At 45.4% G+C, this 19,941-nt stretch carries 20 protein-coding genes; 9 read left to right on the top strand and 11 right to left on the bottom strand.

The features are described from left to right. Positions 1-34: 34 nt before the first annotated feature. From Q1A23_RS01560 to bla, 5 genes are all read left to right on the top strand, one after another. Entirely contained in the window at positions 35-1,432 is a 1,398-nt protein-coding gene (locus Q1A23_RS01560) for a hypothetical protein (RefSeq protein ID WP_299818499.1), read from the top strand. A gap of 41 nt (positions 1,433-1,473) precedes the next feature. After that, a complete protein-coding gene (locus tag Q1A23_RS01555; protein WP_187068191.1) occupies positions 1,474-1,797 on the top strand; it encodes a DUF721 domain-containing protein in 324 nt (107 codons plus the stop codon). Between the two features lie 57 nt (positions 1,798-1,854). Continuing rightward, a complete protein-coding gene (locus Q1A23_RS01550; protein WP_299818490.1) occupies positions 1,855-2,409 on the top strand; it encodes an acyl-CoA thioesterase in 555 nt (184 codons plus the stop codon). A gap of 528 nt (positions 2,410-2,937) precedes the next feature. Beyond that, the gene (locus Q1A23_RS01545) at positions 2,938-4,320 is read left to right on the top strand and encodes a M28 family metallopeptidase (RefSeq protein ID WP_299818487.1); all 1,383 of its coding nucleotides are present in this window, start codon (positions 2,938-2,940) and stop codon (positions 4,318-4,320) included. 6 nt (positions 4,321-4,326) lie between these two features. Continuing rightward, positions 4,327-5,055, top strand: coding sequence for a subclass B1 metallo-beta-lactamase (gene bla, locus Q1A23_RS01540; RefSeq protein ID WP_299818484.1), 729 nt, complete (start codon positions 4,327-4,329; stop codon positions 5,053-5,055). A gap of 64 nt (positions 5,056-5,119) precedes the next feature. Here the strand turns inward: bla and Q1A23_RS01535 are convergent, their stop codons facing one another. From Q1A23_RS01535 to Q1A23_RS01510, 6 genes are all read right to left on the bottom strand, one after another. Continuing rightward, positions 5,120-5,311, bottom strand: a complete 192-nt coding sequence (locus Q1A23_RS01535) for a hypothetical protein (protein ID WP_299818481.1) — start codon at positions 5,309-5,311, stop codon at positions 5,120-5,122. A gap of 193 nt (positions 5,312-5,504) precedes the next feature. Then, positions 5,505-6,224 carry a head GIN domain-containing protein gene (locus Q1A23_RS01530; RefSeq protein WP_299818478.1) on the bottom strand — a complete coding sequence of 240 codons (720 nt, stop codon included), beginning with the start codon at positions 6,222-6,224 and terminating at the stop codon, positions 5,505-5,507. 181 nt (positions 6,225-6,405) lie between these two features. Next, a complete protein-coding gene (locus Q1A23_RS01525; RefSeq protein ID WP_299818475.1) occupies positions 6,406-6,786 on the bottom strand; it encodes a magnesium citrate secondary transporter in 381 nt (126 codons plus the stop codon). A gap of 152 nt (positions 6,787-6,938) precedes the next feature. Further along, complete coding sequence (locus tag Q1A23_RS01520; RefSeq protein WP_299818472.1) at positions 6,939-7,124, bottom strand: hypothetical protein; 186 nt, start codon at positions 7,122-7,124, stop codon at positions 6,939-6,941. Between the two features lie 136 nt (positions 7,125-7,260). Then, positions 7,261-7,455, bottom strand: coding sequence for a zinc-ribbon domain-containing protein (locus Q1A23_RS01515; protein ID WP_299818469.1), 195 nt, complete (start codon positions 7,453-7,455; stop codon positions 7,261-7,263). 35 nt (positions 7,456-7,490) lie between these two features. Continuing rightward, the gene (locus Q1A23_RS01510) at positions 7,491-9,113 is read right to left on the bottom strand and encodes a rhomboid family intramembrane serine protease (protein ID WP_299818466.1); all 1,623 of its coding nucleotides are present in this window, start codon (positions 9,111-9,113) and stop codon (positions 7,491-7,493) included. Positions 9,114-9,203: 90 nt separating this feature from the next. Here Q1A23_RS01510 and Q1A23_RS01505 point away from each other — a divergent pair, with 90 nt between their 5' ends. From Q1A23_RS01505 to Q1A23_RS01495, 3 genes are all read left to right on the top strand, one after another. Beyond that, complete coding sequence (locus Q1A23_RS01505) at positions 9,204-10,013, top strand: N-formylglutamate amidohydrolase (protein ID WP_299818463.1); 810 nt, start codon at positions 9,204-9,206, stop codon at positions 10,011-10,013. Positions 10,014-10,164: 151 nt separating this feature from the next. Next, positions 10,165-12,006 (top strand): tyrosine/phenylalanine carboxypeptidase domain-containing protein, encoded by a 1,842-nt coding sequence (locus tag Q1A23_RS01500; protein WP_299818460.1) that lies wholly within the window; start codon positions 10,165-10,167, stop codon positions 12,004-12,006. 40 nt (positions 12,007-12,046) lie between these two features. After that, complete coding sequence (locus Q1A23_RS01495; protein ID WP_299818458.1) at positions 12,047-13,096, top strand: glutathione synthetase; 1,050 nt, start codon at positions 12,047-12,049, stop codon at positions 13,094-13,096. 653 nt (positions 13,097-13,749) lie between these two features. Here Q1A23_RS01495 and Q1A23_RS01490 read toward each other — a convergent pair. After that, positions 13,750-14,211, bottom strand: coding sequence for a hypothetical protein (locus Q1A23_RS01490; RefSeq protein WP_299818455.1), 462 nt, complete (start codon positions 14,209-14,211; stop codon positions 13,750-13,752). A gap of 21 nt (positions 14,212-14,232) precedes the next feature. After that, positions 14,233-14,745, bottom strand: coding sequence for a hypothetical protein (locus Q1A23_RS01485; RefSeq protein ID WP_299818452.1), 513 nt, complete (start codon positions 14,743-14,745; stop codon positions 14,233-14,235). A gap of 228 nt (positions 14,746-14,973) precedes the next feature. Here Q1A23_RS01485 and Q1A23_RS01480 point away from each other — a divergent pair, with 228 nt between their 5' ends. Further along, positions 14,974-16,827, top strand: coding sequence for an ABC transporter ATP-binding protein (locus Q1A23_RS01480; protein ID WP_299818449.1), 1,854 nt, complete (start codon positions 14,974-14,976; stop codon positions 16,825-16,827). A gap of 142 nt (positions 16,828-16,969) precedes the next feature. On the opposite strand, the gene Q1A23_RS01475 is transcribed toward Q1A23_RS01480, so the two are convergent. The 3 genes from Q1A23_RS01475 to Q1A23_RS01465 form a co-directional block, all read right to left on the bottom strand. Continuing rightward, the gene (locus tag Q1A23_RS01475; protein WP_299818445.1) at positions 16,970-18,748 is read right to left on the bottom strand and encodes an SLC13 family permease; all 1,779 of its coding nucleotides are present in this window, start codon (positions 18,746-18,748) and stop codon (positions 16,970-16,972) included. Between the two features lie 149 nt (positions 18,749-18,897). Next, positions 18,898-19,332: a hypothetical protein gene (locus Q1A23_RS01470; protein ID WP_299818442.1), complete on the bottom strand. Its 435-nt coding sequence runs from the start codon at positions 19,330-19,332 to the stop codon at positions 18,898-18,900. 96 nt (positions 19,333-19,428) lie between these two features. Beyond that, a complete protein-coding gene (locus Q1A23_RS01465) occupies positions 19,429-19,911 on the bottom strand; it encodes a fasciclin domain-containing protein (RefSeq protein WP_299818439.1) in 483 nt (160 codons plus the stop codon). Positions 19,912-19,941: the final 30 nt, after the last annotated feature.

Raw genomic sequence — 19,941 nt, 5'->3', positions numbered from 1 at the left:
GTTAGATTGTTAATTCCTAGTAAGCAAATTAGAGTTGAGAAAGCTAACGAATAGTCCGTTGAAGGTTTTAGGTCTAATCAGCATATCTCTTGGACTGATTATTGGGATTGGGACCTTAGGCTATTTATATGTTTTTGGTCTTTTCTTTATTGGATTAGGACTTATTCTGTTTGCAATTGATTTCACAGTTCAGAAGTTAGTTACAAACCATAAGATAGTATGGATAAATCAAATTGCGTTTTCTCTCATTTATATACTCTTTTTATGCTGGAGTTATTTAGAATGGACTGAGCACAACGCTATTATTTTTCCGAACAACTATAAAGGTCAAGCAGGAATCATATTCGGTATTGAAGGCCACCCTCCACTTCCTGAAACAGAATTTTGGGTTAAGGAAATCAACATCCCCGATAGTGGTATCCTTATCACCTCTACTAAAGTAGAAGACATCCCCTCGACATTAAGATTTTACTTCCAAAATGGTGAAGTTGGAACATTTGAAAAAGTAAACTGGGATCCTAATTTTCAGTATGACTGCATCATCAATAATAGCAGATTAGAAGGCTGGCTATTTACTATTGATAGTTTAGAAACAGATCAGGTAAGAAATAAAGCAACAGAAATTTGTAATCTTATACTTTCAGGAAAGGCAAAAAGCGCATATAAAGCTGAGTATTCAGCGGTTGCAAAAGATAATACAGGATATTACCTGCACCTTCAGGATAAGAACTTAACTTCTTTACCAGATAAAGTATCCGAACTAGAAATTTACCAAGCTATCCTAACAGGGAATGACTTTACTGAAATTCCTAAACAGATTTTTGAAATTGAAAGTCTTGAATGGCTAATGGTAGGTCATAATCCTATCAAAGAAATCTCAAAGGACATCTATAAATTAAAGAAGTTAAATACATTATACATTGGCTCAACTGATATAACCGATATCCGATTAGATTTTTCTAAACTGGATAGTTTAGAGCATTTGGATATATCTGACAATAACTTAGTGCGCTTACCTGAACAAATTAAGAATTTACCTAACCTACTTTGGTTATCAATTGATCATAACAGGTTCCAAGATTTAAATTTTGTAGACAAGCGTCTTGAAAGACTTGAGATGTTAGACCTTTACACAAATGAAATAAAGAGTATTACAAAAGAGACAAAACATTTAAAGAATCTAAAAGAGCTTCAGATATTTGACAATCAAATTGATAGTATACCAGATAATATAATCGATCTTAAAAGTCTTGAGAAACTTGAGATTTGGAATAATCCTATCAGGTATATCTCGCCCAATATCAGAAGATTAACAAAATTAAAATCTATAAGGCTTGACGATGATTACTTAACGGAAAAAGACAAGCAGAACCTCAAGTCATGGCTACCTAATTGTGCAATTCAGTTTCAAACTAGATCAGAAAAATTTTAGTTTTAAATTTAACCACCCATTACTCACTCAAAATCAAGCCCGTGCGCTACTACAAGAAGAAAGAAGAGATTGACAGAAGGAAAGCGGACATCCAGCCGATTGGAGACAGCCTGAAAGCGCTGATGAAAGCCTATAGACTGGACGGCAAGCTGGGCGAAGTGCAGCTGGTGCAGAACTGGGAGAAAATTATGGGCAAGCCTATTGCCATGAAAACGCAGCAGCTATACTTTAAAGACGGAAAGCTGTTTGTACGCCTCACCTCTGCCCCGCTGAAGCACGAACTGAACATGTCGAAAAGTAAGGTAATTGAGCTGCTGAACATCGAAGCCGGCAGCGAGGTTGTAAAGGATGTGGTTTTCCTGTAAGCGCAACAGCTAGCCCTTAGTTAAAGTATAGGCATTTATACTTGCTATACTTTAATCATGACCACACCTGTATTTCGTCCTGTATCCTATTCCCAGACCACCCTCACCGAGCTCATGATTCCGAGCTATGCCAACTTCGGTGGCAAGATTCATGGTGGCATCTTACTCTCCCTCATGGACAAGGTGGCCTATGCCTGCTCTGCCAAGCATGCCGGCAATTACTGCGTAACTGTTTCGGTAGATGGCGTTAACTTTTTACAACCCGTAGAGGTTGGGGAACTGGTATCGCTAAAGGCATCTATCAACTATGTAGGCAATACCTCGCTGATGGTTGGCATAAAAGTAGAGGCCGAAAATGTAAAAACAGGTATCATCAAGCACACCAACACTTCCTACTTTACCATGGTGGCCAAAGACGAGGACGAGAAGCCAACACAGGTACCCGGCCTCATACTTGAGTCCAGAGACGATGCCCGACGCTTTCTGGAAGCCATTAAACGCAAAGAGTTTTCGCAACGCTACCAGATGGAGTTCTTCAACACCAAAAGTATACTTAGCGTGGATGAGGAGTTATACTTGCTGCAGGACGAGCGTTGTAAGCTGGCGTTCTAAATCAGGATTAATGGATAGGCAGGATTTAACTTAAAAACAAATAACATCCCCCTACACCCCATCAAAGGGGAGCTTTTGGCCCTTGCCCTAGTTGATGTTTATACTTTGTAGCATCTGTCATTCCACGGACAGGTTGCGACCTGCCCCTACAAACATAAACCTGGCCCTCGCAAGAGGGAAATTATACTTTGCTGCTTGTTACAACAGCTGCTAGCTAAGAAGTGTCCTTTCCAGTCCTTGGGTTGAGCGCCTTCTAGGTTTCCGGTGACGAGCGCAAGCGAGGCATTGCGACGTATGAGCAAAGGAAAGATAGACAGCGCGATGCCCGAGGACGAGGCCTCCCGGCCTTGAGGGCACCAAAGTATAAGATGAAAGTGCACGCAAGTTAGACTGAGGAAAAATATCAGCCGCAGTAAAAGTCACAGCTACTAAGAGAAAACCCTTTCATAATTCTCTACCAACGTCAAGACAATGATTTCTAGCGATTCTTGATTATATTTAAAACTTATACAAATACCTAACCTAAACATGATCTCTAAATCCAACCTTAAAAAACTGTTCGTAGCAGCCCTGCTGGCAGGATCATACGTTATCACACCTTCCCAAAGTATAGCACAGGAAGTAGTGCGCCAGGACGACGAAATCAAACAGATGGTAAACCAGCTGTCCTCTAAAAACCTGGAAGAACTGGTGCGCAAAATGGTAAGCTTTGGCACACGCCACACGTTGAGCACCACTACCAGCAAAAAGGAAGGCATCGGCGCGGCGCGCGAATGGGTAAAATCCGAATTTGAGAAGTATGCACAAGCCTCTGGCGGCCGCATGACCGTGGAGATGGATAAGTTTGTAGTAAAAGCTGACGGACGCCGCGTACCGCAGGATACCGAAATGGCCAACGTTATTGCCATACTTAAAGGCACCGATCCGAATGATGACCGTGTGTTTATTGTTGGCGGCCACTTAGACTCGAGGGTAACTGATGTGATGGACGCTAAAAGCAAAGCACCGGGCGCTAACGACGATGCTTCTGGTGTTGCGATTGTGATGGAAATGGCACGCGTTATGGCTTCTAAAAAGTTTCCGGCTACGCTGATGTTCGTGGCTTTCCAGGGCGAGGAACAAGGGCTGTACGGTTCTACACACCTGGCAGAGCGCGCCAAGAAAGAAGGCTGGAACCTGGTAGCCATGCAGAACAACGACATTGTAGGCAACTCTTACTCTGCAGAGACCGGCATTCACGACAACTCCAGAGTACGCATCTTTAGTGAAGGCACACCGGCCAGCGAAACCGAAGAACAGGCACGCCTGCGCAAAACCCTGGGTGCCGAAAACGACAGCCCTAGCCGCAACCTTGCCCGCTACATGGAAACTGTTGGCGAAAAGTATGTAGACCAGATTGATGTAATACTAGTGCACCGCTCAGACCGCTTTTTACGTGGTGGCGACCACACTCCTTTTAACCGCCAAGGCTTTTCAGCGGTGCGTATGAGCGAGATGAACGAGGACTTTGACCACCAGCACCAGGATGTGCGCAAAGAAGACGGCAAACAGTACGGTGACCTGCCAGAATTTATGGACTTTGAATACCTGCGCAAAAACGCCGGTGTTAACCTGGCAAGTATGGCAAGCTTAGGTTGGGCACCTGCTGCACCCGAAAAAGTAGGCGTTATCACCTCTAACCTTACAAACAAAACTGACCTGAAGTGGGAGGCCCCAAGCAAAGGAGCCAAACCGGCAGGTTACTACGTGCTGATGCGCCCAACGCATGAATCCAATTGGGAGAAGAAGTTTTATGTAACCGATACCAAAGCTACCCTGCCCTACTCTAAAGACAATTACTTTTTTGCTGTGCAGTCTGTAGATGCAGCAGGCCATGCCAGCTTGCCGGTATTGCCTGTGCCAGTACGCTAAGTATAAATGAGAAAGTTACTGCCGTCTTTTCTTTGCCTGCTGTTCCTATTGCCAGCTTATACTTTGCTGGCGCAGGAGCAGCAGCTAAAAGTTACCAAAATAGCTTCTGACGTATACATTCATACTTCTTATAAGCTGTATAATGGCCAGAATGTGCCGTCGCATGGTATGGTGGTTTCCACTAAAGATGGCGCTGTACTGGTTGATACCGGCTGGGGCAGCGAGCCTACAGAGCAGCTGATGGCTTGGGTAAAAGAGAACCTTAAACAGCCTGTGAAGCTATGTGTACCAACACATTTTCATGATGATAAGATGGGCGGCATTGGCGTGCTGCAGGCACAAGGTATCCCGGTGGCTAGCTCTAAGCTTACATCTGTTCTTGCCGCTGAGTATAAATTAGGCTCTCCTGATATTATTTTTGCCACGGATACAATGTTTACAATTGGCAAGCAGCAATTTGAAGTATATTACCCCGGTGGCGGCCATACTACCGATAACGTGGTGGTATACTTGCCGCAGCAAAGCATTCTATTTGGAGGATGCCTTGTTAAAGATATACAAGCTACCAACTTAGGCAATACAGCAGATGCAGACCTGAAAAGTTGGCCTAATGCTATCCGGAATGTGCAGCGGCGGTTCCCGAAGGCAAAGGTGGTTATACCCAGCCACGGCCCCTGGGGAAACCAAGCATTACTGGGTCATACTTTAGAATTACTCCAAAAGCAGGAGAAGTAATTACATAAAGATTTATAAGTATAAAGGCCTGTGCTGGCGTAGCACAGGCCTTTATACTTATAAATTAATCTCTGTTTACCAGTTTATCTAAGTTACCATTTGGGTTGTGGAGCAAAGTATGTTTATTACTGTCAAATTCTTCTAAAAACTCGTTCCAGCCTATCTCCTCAAAATTATCATTGCTATCGCTTTTATCCGGAAAGTGGATACGGAGCACCCTATCGCCGCTGCCGTCGTTTTCTGTTCCTTTTATCACGGCAGGCACATCGCCATACTTCTCAGCCTATTTCTTTATCACTTCGTGATACGTTGTTTTCTTAGCTTGGCTCAGGTTTTGTATATTATGTAAGCTGTACAAGCTGCTTCAGGTAAAGGGTGGTGTAGCATTACAACAAAAAAGCAGCCCTAAAATAGAGCTGCTTTTCTTAGGATATGTGGTTGTATTCTCTTTACAATCTTGAAATTTTGGCTGCCGCCGAAGTCTCTGATGTAATGCTTGGCGTGCCTTTGTAGTATACTGCCGATGCACCAGAGGCATCTATGTGAAGCGTTTTATCAGCATGCACTTTAACCTTACTGGCACCGCTGGCTCCTACTCTTACATCTTTTGCTACAAGCCCGGAAGCATCTACATTGGAAGCCCCGGACATCTCCATTCTAAGCTCATCTGTTTTGCCGCTAAGTTCTACTTTGCTGGCGCCGCTCATATCGGTTTTCACCTGCTTGGCATCTACAGCTAACGTTACCTTAGAGCCTCCGCTCATGTCCAGCGCCATGGTGTTGGTTCTGAACGTAGACTTACCTACCACCTTTACGCCGCCGCTGATATCTATTTTGTTCAGTTCTTTCACGGTGATGTAAGCTTTCATTCCTTTTGTAGAAGACAGGCTCTTGTCGTTGTAAATGTGCAACACACCGTTTCTTACTTCTGTTTTAATGTTGTCTAGCAGGTTTTCTTCTGCTTCCAGTTTCAGGCTTTCGTTGTTGCCCTGCGTAACCTCTACAGAAAAGCCTCCGCTTACATCAATGCCTGTAAAGCCTGATACATTTCTGTTTTGAGTTTGCATGTTGCCATTGCCTTTAAGTTGTTGTGCCATAAGCGGCAGGTTAACCAGCATAAGCAACAAGGTGATCACAAGAGGGGTTGCGTAGAATTTCGAGATCTTCATAGTATAAGCGTTTTAGTTTGTCTGTTTTGTTCTGCAGCGGCTGGTAGTTTCAGGCTGCTTTCGAGTTAAAGATGCAGTATAAAACCAAAGGTTGCTTGCCGGTTGTAAAATTTTCTGGAAACTATTGTGCAAATCTCTACAAACATTTAATTATTAATCTCTTAAAGCCAAGAAAATTGTATTAATTGCTTGATTTCACAGCGTTTGCAGGCATAATGCGTTGGTTACTAAAAGCATGAAAAGCACCTGCCCCTACTGCATAAGCCACAACATCCCAGACATCTGAAGTATATCTGGTGGCATACATAGGTAATAGCCACTCAAACACAATGCTAAACGATAACACGGCAATGAGCAGGTAGTGCCAGGGCAGCACAAAGTATGGATTTTGAAAGTAAGCACGCTCTGCCGCAAGTACGATTGTGAGGGTTATGGGCAGGCACAGCAGGTCGTCGAGGTGGGTGTGCAGCGGCCAGATAAAAAGCTGCTTATACTCTAGTACCCGGTTCAGGCAGAAAAGCAGCATGCTGATTATAAACAGGGGGTGCTGTAAGGTTCTCATTACTTTTATACTTGTAGCCTTTTATGGCTTTACGCGAGCGTTGCCGAGATTCTGTGCGGGCGCGGGTAGTATAATTTTATCAGATAAGAGCCTTAACTAAAGTATAGCCTTACGGTTACCTATGTTATGTAAAGTATAAGCTCCTGAAAAAGCTAGAAGGAAATGTGCTCTTCTTTTAAGGTGAAGAATATTGCGCCTGCTGCCATCCCGATCATGTATGTAAGCATTAACGAGAGCATAAGGTTAAGCTGTATATGCTGCACACGGATGATGTGCATAAAAGCAGCAACAAAGAAAACTGCTACAGTTGGAAGAAGGTAATCGTAGAATTTTGTCATGCTTGTCAATTTAAAGAACAAACTATCTTGATAGAATAACTATACCCACACCACAACATAAAGTTACAGTTATCTAAAGTTAATAATTTGTTATAAAAATGCAAGTCTTGTAATTGGATTTTTCAAAATGTTTAAGTTACAGCGCCACCAATCCAACCATTAGCATAATACTGCCAAGTATAAGGAGAAAGATTTCTGTGGGAGTTAAGTTTTTGTACCAGGCTTTTGTTTTAACAGGCAGCACCTCGCCACATGAAGGGCATTGCCGCACTCCTTCGGGTACTGTTGCGCCACAAGTCGGGCAGGTATTTAGTATCTCTGGTCTTGCCAACGTTCGTTTTTCCTTAAGTACTATACTACGGGTACTTACTTTTTTGTGTTGATAATGACTGCGCCGCCTGCAGCTTTATCGCCGTATATCTTTACAGCTTCCGGGCCTTTAAGTAAGGTAACATGCTCGATGTCGCTTGGTAAAAGCGCCCTTACTTCCGGTAAGGCCTCTGCTACAGGTGCCGTGCCCAGTTCCTTTCCGTCCAGCACATACAAAGGCTCTTTTATCGCAGAAAAGTCTGCTGAGTCTAATGCCTTACCCTCGCTGTTGGTTAGTAAGTTAGCTGCATGCTCTTCTTCTTCAGGAGTCATTTTTTGGCTTGTTAAAGAAGAAAAATCGTTTTCCTGCAACATGCTTGCATAACTCCCGATGGCGCTTAGCATCTGCTGCTGCTTTTGGTGCATGAGCGGCTGCCCCGCCTCCAGGTCATCGTGCAGCATCTGGTAAGACAGTTTGCGAAGGCGCACATAATCTAGCAGCGCTGACAATTTTCCCTGTTCTTCTTCAGGCACATCTTCCATACTTTCCAACAGCACTTCGCTCTCTTCCCAAAGCTGCATTCCTTCCTTAACTAGCGGCAAAAGCTCTTTCGCATCGTATTCATCTCCGGCTTTATCCAGGGCAACGACAGCCTGCATGGCCACCATTTCTTTTTTGCCTACCTGCTCCAGCACATAAGCCCAACGCACCTTCCCCTGGAAAGGTATAAAACTGAAAAACCCGACTATTAATGCCACCCCAACGGCAGCTGTTACGGCGGTGCCGGTAGTGTTATACCTGTGCGTGATGTAGCGCCCGGAACGGAGCAGCAAAACAGCGCCATAAAGTATACCCGCTACTAGTCCGCCTATGTGTGCGGCATTATCTATGTTGGCACGCATGCCAAAAGCCAGGTTTATACCTATCACCACAGCCATGTTAGAGAGTATGGCTCGCTTGCTCTTCCAGTCTAGTTGGCGCTCCAGCACAAACAGGATCAGCATCATGCCAAACAAACCGAAAATAGCGCCAGAGGCACCCACGGATACGCTTATTTCGGGGCTGGTCCACCATAAGCTGGTTACGCTGCCAGCAAGGCCGCAAAGTATATAAGCCAGTAAAAACTGCGTACGCCCTACCATTGCTTCCAGCTGCGCGCCAATGTTTACCAAAGCCATCATGTTAAACAGCAGGTGCAATAAACCGCCATGCAAAAACATACTGGTAAGCAATCGCCACCACTCTTCGGAAAGCGTGTAAGGGCCAAAGTTTGCACCCATTTCTATCAGGCGGCCAGCATCCGGGTTCATGATATCAAGCCCAAGTATAGTCCCCACTATAAACACCAACAGGTTTATATTAAGGATAACCGGGGTAACCTGGTATTGCGGCTGCGGCACAAACACCATCAGAAAGTTCTTTGCCTTCTGGGCTGGAGTCTTCTTTTTAGGTTGCTCCATTTCTTCTATCACCTGTAGCAGTTCCTGGTGCAATTGCGCTGGGTTTGGTATCACTATACCGCGCTGCTGCAGCTCTGCCATGGCCGCCAAAACAAGTTGCGGCTCGTAAGTGCGGTACTCTGATAAAATGGTTTTTAACTGTTCGGTGGTAAGTGCCTGTGTTTGGGCAGTATAGTCTGTATGCATCTGGTAATCTAAAAAGTAAACAAAAATAGACAAGCCTTAGCCAAGGTCAAAACAAATTAAGGCAACTAACCGGCAGATAACCTTCAGATGCTTAAAAGGGTACATTTAAGCAAACATAAAGCTATGACAAAAGCAAAAACCGACACAGCATACTATACCATTAAGCGCGGCGACAGCCCTTTAATAGCAACTGCCATACACAGCGGCCACAATGTACGCCACAACATCAGCAACCTGTTTGCCCTTGCTGCCGAGGAGCGCCTGCGCGAAGAAGACCCGTTTACGGACCAGTGGGCGGCAATAGCCGACAACCATATAATAGGACACAACTCCCGCTTCGAACTGGACCTGAACCGCTCGCGCGACAAGGCTATTTATCGCAAACCAGAAGATGCCTGGGGCCTAAACGTTTGGAAAGATGAACTTGCCGATGCGTTTGCAGAAGAATCGCTGGCGCAGTACGACAGCTTTTACGCAGATGTAAAGCTGTTTCTGGAAGAGATACAGCAGCGGCACGGCTGCTTTGTAGTATACGACCTGCACAGCTATAACCACAAACGCGATGGCTCCGCAGGTCCTGAAGCGGACCCTGCGCAAAACCCGGAGGTAAACATTGGCACCGGCAACATGAACCGCCAGAAGTGGGCACCTGTGGTAGATGCTTTCATGCAAAACCTAAGCAGCTACAATTACCATGGCCGGCAACTGGATGTGCGCGAGAATATCAAGTTTGAGGGCGGACATTTTATGCGCTGGATTCACGACACCTTTGGAGATAATGCCTGCGTAATCAGCATTGAGTTTAAGAAGTTTTTCATGGACGAGTGGACCGGCGAACCTGACCATGCGCAAGTGCAGGAAATAAAAAAGGCGCTGGCACAAACAACCCAACCTGTTTTAGCTGCTCTGCATACTGTATGTAGCGTGCTGTAAAATCTTAAGCAGACTCAAAATTGCACTTGCCTTATTGTAGTTACTTTAAATCACCTTCAGCTGAACATGGCCTATAGTATATCCCTCTTAAAACGCGACAGCGTGCGCTGCTCCATGAAAATATAAGCCTGCTGCAGAAAGTATAAAAACCATGACCGAAAGTATAACCAACAGTTTTATCCAGCGGATAACAAAAAGCCTGCAGCGCGGCAAACAAGTGCACCGCCGCCTACCTGATGGCGGGTTGGTATACGTAGACCGTCCCCTGCCCTTTCTTATACTTTTCAGGCACCCAACCGGCAAACCGGATCACGCTACAGCTGATTTTGTAAAAGCAACTGCCTCTTACATTATTGCAGACCAGGAAAGCACAAATGCGCTGCGGCCGCTTGTACAAAGCATAGCCAAAGCTATGGCCGATAAGTTTGGGGCTTTTATGATAATAGAACTGATGGCTGCCCAGGAAAAAGATGCCCCGCTCTTTAAAGTGCTTGGCCCCGAAAAGCAATTGCCAGCTACCATTAAGGTGCTGCAGGATGAGCTGGAAAGTATAAAAATAAGCGGCAGGCGCACAACTGTTGAAGTAGAATCTAACGAGAGGCTGCTGCAGGAGCCGCTTTGCCTGATGCCTGAAGAAGAGTTGAAAAAGCATGCTGTGCTTATACTTGGCCTGGAATTAAAGCCAGTTTACAAGAGTCCGGAAACCGGCAACGTATACCCGCTGCTGCAGCGAACCCTCAGGCACAAAATCGCTGATGCCATCAAGAAAACAATTTTCGATTTTGTGCAGGTGCAGAGCTCCCGCAAGGTAATCCACTTTCAGGCATTAGGCAGGAAAGCTGTTAACCGCATTGCCTGGCGCATTGACAAACAACTGACAAGTATAAGCGACCAGTTCCGGTTTCTGCTGTTGGTAACACCTGTAAACAATAACGAGGCTTGGGAGGAGTTCAGGAAAAGCGGGTTTGAGAAAACGCCAACATTCCACTACCGCCTTATGCCCGTGGATACCGATAAACTGAAGCGCGACCTCTACAACATTCCCATTGAAAAAGTAGATGATCCTACCCTCGCCTTCCTCTTCCGGGACAAACGCCACGAGCTTGACAAAATGATTACGATGCTGTCGGACAGGAGCACGCCCGATTTTTTGTACAGCAGCATGCAATTATACGGCGGCGTGGATAGCCAGCTTTTAAAAGTAGCAGAGGGCATACTCGCAGCCATACCAGCGCCTACACGCCACACAGACATTGAGCTGATACCTGTACCTGAGTTTGCTGCTATGGCAGAGCAGGAGATTGCCTATCTTAAAAACCAATATGCTGGAGTAGATTCAGGTGTAGATGTGCGGGATGATATTGTTGGGCTGATTGTATCAGAAGGAAGACTGAATGTTGGCACCGACGCTAAAATACCCCGCCATAGGGCGCAGGCACTTATACAGCACGAAGTAGGCACCCATATACTTACTTACTACAACGGCAAGGCGCAGCCGCTGCAACAGCTATACATCGGCAGCCCCGGCTACGAAGAGCTGCAGGAAGGGCTTGCTGTACTCAGCGAGTGGCTGGTTGGTGGCCTGGACCAGGACCGCATGCGCATACTTGCGGCCCGCGTGGTAGCTGTGTATCACCTTACCAAAGGCTGTAGCTTTACAGATAATTTCAGGCGGTTAAAAGACGAGCATCATTTTACTGATGAAGCAGCCTGGGATATAACCATGCGTGTGCACCGGGGAGGCGGCCTAACGAAAGATGCCGTATACTTGCGCGGCCTCGTGCACCTGCTCGAGTACCTGAAACAGGGTAAAGAGCTGGAGCCATTGTTAATCGGTAAAATCAGGCAGGATTACATACCCATTGTACAAGAGCTTATTTACCGCAATGTGCTAAGGCCTGTTCCCTTAAAGCCCCGCTATCTCCTCGATTCAGGTGTTCAGCCTAAGCTGGAACAACTAAAAAAAGGCATATCAGTATTTAACTTACTGTAATCTTCTGCCACATCTATAACAAAACCACACAACAGCACCCATGAATATTGGATTCGTAGTAAACGACGTAAATACAGAGAAAGCAAATTATTCAACCATTTTCCTGGCACAGCGCATGCACAATGCCGGCCACAACGTGTACTTGATGGGCGTTGGCGACCTGGCCTATTACCCTGACGGTTACATGGGTGCCACCGCCATACAAGCCGACAGCAAGCGCAAGTATAAATCAGGTGCCACATACCTGGAGGCCGTGCAAGGCGACAAAGCAACTAAAGTGCGTGTTACAGCCCCCGACCTGGACGTGCTCATGCTCCGCAACGACCCATCTGCAGAAGCAGAAGGACGTGGCTGGGCACAAAACGCGGGGATTATTTTTGGCCAGCTGGCTTTGCGCCACGGGGTAATTGTACTAAATGATCCTACTTCACTCTCCGATGCAGTAAACAAGATGTACTTTCAGCATTTTCCGGAAGCTGTAAGGCCGCGCACCCTCATTACCCGCGATAAAGACGAGATAAAAGAATTCTTTAACGAGCAAAAAAACAATATTATACTCAAGCCGCTGCAAGGCTCGGGTGGCTCGGGCGTTTTTATGGTAAAGAAGGAAGATGCCACCAACCTCAACCAGATTGTAGAGGCTATCAGCCGCGATGGGTACGTAATAGCGCAGGAGTACCTGCCGCAAGCCACAGAGGGCGATGTTCGGTTGCTTGTTATGAACGGCGAGGCTCTCCAGTATAAAGGGAAGTATTGCGCCATACACCGTGTGAGCGGCAAAGACGACATCAGAAGCAACCTACATGCCGGCGGCTCTACGCAAGCAGCAAAAGTAACACAAACCATGTTAGACCTGGTAGAGCTGGTAAAGCCTAAACTAATACAAGACGGTATGTTCCTGGTGGGCCTCGATATTGTAGGCGATAAGCTGATGGAGATAAATGTGTTTAGTCCTGGCGGGTTATATGATGCCAGCGAATTGGAAGGCGTAGATTTCTCTGAGCCCCTGATGGCAGCCCTGGAGCGCAAGGTGCATTACAAAAAAACCTATGGCACCCAACTTGACAACAAAACTGTTTCGATGATTTAATAAGTTAATTCCGTTTAAAACTAAAAATCGAGGGCAGCAGGTATATTTCCTGCTGCCCTCGATTTTTAGTTTCAGCCTTTCTGCATCCAGCATAACACATGGTGTTGTAGTATATATCCTATGTTAATGCTGCAAGTGGGCTCCTGTGAACAGTAAATTCAAAAAGAATTTAAAATTATTTTTGAATGCATTGCCTTATAAATCAGCATGTTAAAACAACATATTTGCTGATTTACAAAATGTCAGAAATTTATTTGCGGACTTTGCTTGCAATAAGAAAACAAACTACTAATTTTGCACCCGAATTGAGAGGGACGGTATTGCGGAAAGCTAATATATAGACAAGTTTTTATACTTGCAACTATTAGACAACTTTTTTTACCAGACCTAAAAATTTATACTGCAAAAGTGGCCACAGGAGAGCATAAACCTGAGCCCGCAGTTAGAGATAAGAAGTTAATTACTAAAGATAAGGTTAGTTAAAGTTTAGATTAGTTTAGTTTGTTTTAAGGTGAGAAAAAGCCCCGTCATTTTTTGGCAGGGCTTTTCTCATTAATATAGAGGGGTATACCTCTCAAATTTTAAGTTAGACATATAGCAGAAGCGCCCGACCTTTGGCCGGGCGCTTCTGCTTTTATGCTTCTCTGTTACAGTTACTGCACTTTGCCCATCAGCAGCAGCCATATAATTATGATGGTAATGGGTATAACGGAGAGAATTACTTTAGCCACGGGCCCTGGCGTAGAGGTACCACGCGCCCAGGGCACTTTGCTTAACACATAGCGCATACTTGTTGCAAAGGTAGCTAAGGCAAGCAGCAGCAGCATACTTTGGGTAACGATTAAAACGCCGCTTAAGAAAGCATCATACTCCAGTACTTTGCGGCCTGCATCAACTGCCCACGGAAACATAGCCAGCACGCATAGCAAAGCCATGATGGCGCCAATGCGCTCCAGATACAGCTTTAACCAAGACACCACTCCAAAAAGCACCATGCCGCTAACAAGGGCTGTTGTGGAGTACACGGTTGGCTCTATACCCATATAACCTCTGTAAATCAGGATAACGAGGGCATGCGCAAAACCTGTCAGGAAGTAAAGTAAATACCTGGTCATTGTTTAGTTACCGAAACCTGCCTACTTTAAATATTTTTTTGGGAGCGGGTACTTTGCGTTTTCTGGTGTAAACAGAAGGCTTGCAATCCACCAGCGGCCTTTATCAAACACAAGTTGGTACGTGTTAATACCACGATCTTCTACTTTGCCATCTTTGCCGTAACGCGTTTCATAAGCCTGAAAAGCGGTGGCAATGTTCCCGAACTGCTCTATCTTCAGGCTAATCTGATTCTCGTAAAAACCCATCTTCGTATAAGCAGGGCCATTTTTATCTGCAAAATTCTCTACTGTGGTAATGCGCACAAAGCTGCTGTCGCCGTTAAAGAACACGCCTCCCAATTGGGCATTGGGCAGAAACAGCGCCTTAAATTTCTCCATGTCGCGCGGCTGGTCTTTTGGCCCGGATATTATTTTAAGGCCCGCATTTACAACAGCCTCTACGGTGGCTACATCTGCTTGAGGTACAGCAGTTTGCCCAAAGGAAGCATAAGCTAAGCCGAAACAAAGCAAAAGGGTAAACAGGTGTTTTTTCATAGTTGTGTGGTTGTTTAACTGTAATTTTATAATGCAATCAGGTATGCGTAAAACGCTTTCATACGATAAAAATACATTAGTAACTCAGATATTCAATATTTCCCTTGAGATTTCACCACCTATCATCAACAGCTAAAGACTTTGTGCTTAGCCTGCACCCTAAACATAATTTATACTTACTGGTATAGGTATAGCCAAAGCAGTAGCAGCGGCGTTTAAAGTATAAGTATGAGTAAACAAACAAAAGGCAGCAGAACGGCAACTACGGCAAACAATGATAAGAAAAGCTTTAAGGAGCAGGTAGGAGCCTTAAAGAACCTTCCCAAGTTTTTCAGGCTGATCTGGGAGACAAGCAAAGGTATGACCATCGGTAACCTGCTGCTGCGCCTTGTAAAGTCGTCGTTGCCGCTGGCTATGCTGTATATTGGTAAGCTGATAATAGACGAGGTTCTCCGGTTGATAGACGTTGCAGGCGAGCCTAATCTTTCATACTTATGGATGCTGGTGGCTCTGGAACTGGGCCTGGCTATACTTTCTGACATCATTAACAGGGGAATTACCTTACTGGATAGCCTTCTGGGCGACCTGTTCTCCAACCGCACTTCTATAGCCTTGATAGAGCATGCCGCCACCCTGGACCTGGCGCAATTTGAAGATGCTACTTTTTACGACAAGCTGGAGCGGGCACGGCGGCAAACGGTAACACGGGTGGTGCTTATGTCGCAGGTGCTATCGCAGTTGCAGGATATTGTAACGATTGGTTTTCTGGCCATCGGTTTAATTGCCTTCAACCCCTGGCTTATACTTATACTTTTGGTAGCGGTTATACCTTCGTTTTTGGGCGAGACGCATTTTAACGAACGCAGTTACTCCCTCTCCCGATCCTGGACACCCGAACGCCGCGAACTAGACTATCTGCGCTACATCGGCGCCTCCGACGAAACAGCTAAGGAGATCAAGACCTTTAACCTTTCAGGCTTCCTGTCCAGCCGCTTTAAGCTGCTCTCGGATAAGTATTACAACCTGAATAAAAGCATCACCTTAAAAAGAGCTGTGTGGGGAAGTATACTTTCATCGTTAGGCGCGCTGGCTTACTATGGCGCTTATGTGTTCATACTTTTCCAGACGGTGGCCGGTGCCATAACAGTTGGTACGCTCACCTTTCTGGCTGGCTCCTTCAACAGCATGCGCGGGCTTTTGCAGGGCATCATGAACCGCTTCTCACAAATTGCAGAAAGTGCCTTATACTTGCAGGACCTGTTCGATTTCCTGGAACTACGCCCACAGATTACGCCGCCAACAGATCCTCTGCCCATTCCGAGGCCTATACAGGAAGGTTTTACCTTTGAAAATGTTGGGTTTAAATACCATAATAGCGAAAGGTGGGCAGTCCGGTACCTGTCTTTCCATTTAAGAGCCGGCGAAAAACTGGCTTTAGTCGGGGAAAACGGTGCCGGCAAAACTACATTGGTTAAGTTGCTGGCACGGCTATACGAGCCTACGGAAGGACGTATACTTTTAGATGGCAAGGACCTGCGCGAGTATGACTTAAACGACCTGCGCCACCAGGTAGGTATTATCTTTCAGGATTACGTACGCTTCCAGATGACAGCTTCGGACAACATCGCCATCGGCCAGATCAGCAACATACAGGACCATGAACGGATACAGAGTTCTGCTTACAAAAGCCTTGCTGACCCTGTTATTCAGCGCTTACCGGATAAGTATGAACAAGTACTCGGCAAGCGCTTTAACAAAGGCGTAGAACTATCGGGGGGTGAGTGGCAGAAAGTTGCCCTGGCACGTGCCTACATGCGCGATGCACAGTTGCTGATACTCGATGAGCCTACCTCTGCCCTGGATGCACGTGCCGAGCATGAGGTGTTTGTACGTTTCTCGGAGTTAATTGCAGGTAAAACCGCTGTGCTCATCTCTCACCGCTTCTCCACGGTGCGCATGGCGGATAGAATACTGTTCCTGGAGCAAGGACAGCTGAAAGAACTGGGTTCGCATGAGGAATTGCTGGCGCAGCAAGGAAAGTATGCCGAGCTTTTCCAGTTGCAGGCACGTGGTTATTTGTAATTGTGAATGAAAGTTTAAATATGTGTTACTACTTTTTGCCTCCTCTATAACAACAGATGCTTCTTCTAAACTTTGCTGAGTTCTCTTACTGTATTAGGCATAGCATATATATTTATTAAGATTTATTCACGTGGAACATAATTTAAAATGGAAAGAAAATCGGAATGATAAGCGAGGCTAGTATCCAGAAGAGAATGTTGAGTGGAGTGCCTACTTTTAAATAATCAGAGAAGCGGTAATTGCCGGGCCCGTAAATCATGGTATTGGTTTGGTAACCCATCGGGGTCATAAAGCTAAGCGAGGCTGCATAGGCTACAGCCATAATAAAGGGCTTAGGGCTAATGCCCAGTTCTTGTGCCGTAACAATGGCAATAGGCGCTAGTAAAGCTGCCGTAGCATTATTCGACATAAAATTGGTAGCCATAAACGTGATGAAGAAAATCACCGACAGCAACGCATGCGGGCCGTAATCTCCTAAACCGTATATCAGGTAATCAGCCAATAGCTTTGCGGCCCCTGTTTTCTCCAGCGCCGCCCCCATCGACAGCACACCTGCCAGCATAAAAATCACTTTCCAGTCAATGGCTTTGTATACTTCATCTACCCTGATACACTTAAACAAAATAAGTAAAACGACACCAGTTAGGGCACTTAATACAATAGATGCCAAACCCATTGCCGCAGTAGCCACTACCAGCACGCTTATTATCAAAACAGGTATTATTTTACTGTAGTTATAGTGGCTGTGCTCTGTTTGGGAGATAAGCAGCAGGTCCTCGTTTTGCCGAAGCTTGGATGCTTGAAACTCGTTGGCTGCTATCAAGAGCACATCGCCGGCTGATAATTTTACATGTGTCAGCTTTTCGTGCAGTACCTCGTTGCGGTGGCGAATGGCCAGTACAGACGCTCCGTGGTTGTAGGTCCTGAAATCAAGCTGCTTCAACGACTTACCCTCTAAGTATGAGTTAGGCGGCACAACAGCCTCGTAGAACTTGCTGTCGTTCAGGCGCAGGTCTTTGTCTTTAAACTTGCGCTCCGATTTAAGCAAAATTCCTTTCTCCTCTTTCAGCAGCTTAAGCTTGTCTACATTGCAACGCACCTTCAGTATATCATTTGCGTGCAGAATCAACGAAGGGAACACCTGTATTTTCTCTTTTTGCCGCGTTACCTGCATCACCTCTATGTCCAGGTCTTTAACCATGGTAGCTTTTTCTAAGGGCACCCCTACTGCCGGCGACTCAGGCAGCAGCACAATCTCGGTCACGTAATCCCCCAGGTGAAAAGTTTCTGACAGATCTTCGGCTACACTCCTGTTTGGAAGCAAATGCCTGCCGATAAAAAACATGTACACCACCCCCACTAGTAAGAACCAAATTCCGGCTTTAGTGAACTCAAACATCTGCAGCGGCTCCTCCCCCTGCGCTTCGGCTATACCGCTTACAAGTATGTTGGTGGATGTGCCAATTAAAGTGCATACCCCACCCATCAGCGCTCCAAAAGAAAGCGGAATCAAGAGCTTTGCAGGGCTTACCTTTATATCGTGGCTTACTTGTATAACAACGGGCATTAACAGCGCTACAACCGCCGTATCATTGATAAAGGCAGATAATATACCTGCGATTACCATTACAGAAAGCAGGCAAAGAAGGTAGTTTTTACGGCCTATACGTGTAAGCCCTACTCCTACACTGCTTAAAGCCCCTGATTTGAAAATGGCTGAGCTGATGACGAACATGGCGGCTACTGTTAATGTAGCAGGACTACTGAAACCAGCCAGGCCTTCAGCAGGCGTAAGCGTGCCGGTTACCATAAACAGCACCATCGTCAGGATGGCAACTGTATCAATAGATAGCCGCTCAGTTATAAAAAGTATAACTGCTACCAGAATAATACCCAATACTATGGCAATTTCATATGTCATAGGTATAGTATCAAGAGCTTGCCAAGCGCAGGACCAGCCTTAAAAGTTACAGATAGGATAAAAACTGTTATTCTTTATAACCTGATTGATAGGGAGAAATACGGTAGTTTAAGAGAAAAGCTATACGCTAAACCAGATTTAAAGAGAAATTAATTGAAAGAGATGCTTTCCAGCCGCTCTTCAGCTTCTGGTAATGTACTAAAACGCTCTAATTTTATAAGACTGGCTAGTACCGTCTGCTCTACCTGAAAGTTAGCTATTTTGTCGATAGGTTCTATATAGACACCATACGCAAGGCCCGCTTCTACAAACAGCTTCTGAACCTCAATGTGCAGCGTGTTAAGTTGTTGTGGATGGGTAATCATATTACCGAAATTCACCAGCAAGGTAAAGCCCTTACGCACAAGTGTAGTAGAGTGCAGGATATCTTTCAGGAGATCAGGAACAACTTCTGCACTCTTCCAGAAGCCATTGATTGTAAAGTAAATCCTGTTTTTATTTTTTTGATATAGTATTTCGTAGCAGTCTGTTTTAGCAACAACTGCTTTAGAATCGAAATCGGTATTTTTTAGTTTTTCGGACATGGATGCTTAAGCACTAATACGTACTTCTGCTGTACATGCCTGACACTTTACAAAGTATAACTTGGACTGATAGCTGTAGATAGTACGATGGGGAGGCTAAAGCTTGATAGATCGGGATAATTGATGAATAACGCCATTCTTAACCTCTGTGTTCGCCTCAACAATCCGTGAACCGCTTACCAAAGTATGGTCTTTTTTGCGGCAAATGTTAAGTTGAGTGCCTGCCAAAGTCTCTAATGTGGTGCCATCCTTAAAATCGCTTTCAAGGTACTTGCCTTTTAGGATGTGTCCTGACAGGATAGTTCTGAGGCGTTGCGCGGGTTCATTTTTAAGATCTTTGATCTCCGAGGCAGGCGGCACCAGAAATGTATACGCTGCGTCTCCGGATAGTATTGGTGCAAGTCCTGCCTTAGCAATTAAGTTGCCTAATTCCGGCTGTTTCTCAATAATGAATTGCAGCATGGAGGTACGCGCTTGTGGCACAGCTGCTACCTGTTGCGCCTGCACTTGCAACACAGAAAGGCAAAGTATGAGCGAAAAAGCAAAATTTTTAAGGGCAATGGCGGGGATGGTATTCACGTTTTTAAGTACTAGTTTATAGCACTTTAT

Origin of the sequence: uncultured Pontibacter sp., assembly GCF_947492645.1 — a bacterium.
Lineage (GTDB): Bacteria > Bacteroidota > Bacteroidia > Cytophagales > Hymenobacteraceae > Pontibacter.
Note: the sequence above shows the minus strand (reverse complement) of the source record. Positions and strands in the feature narration are given on the sequence as shown.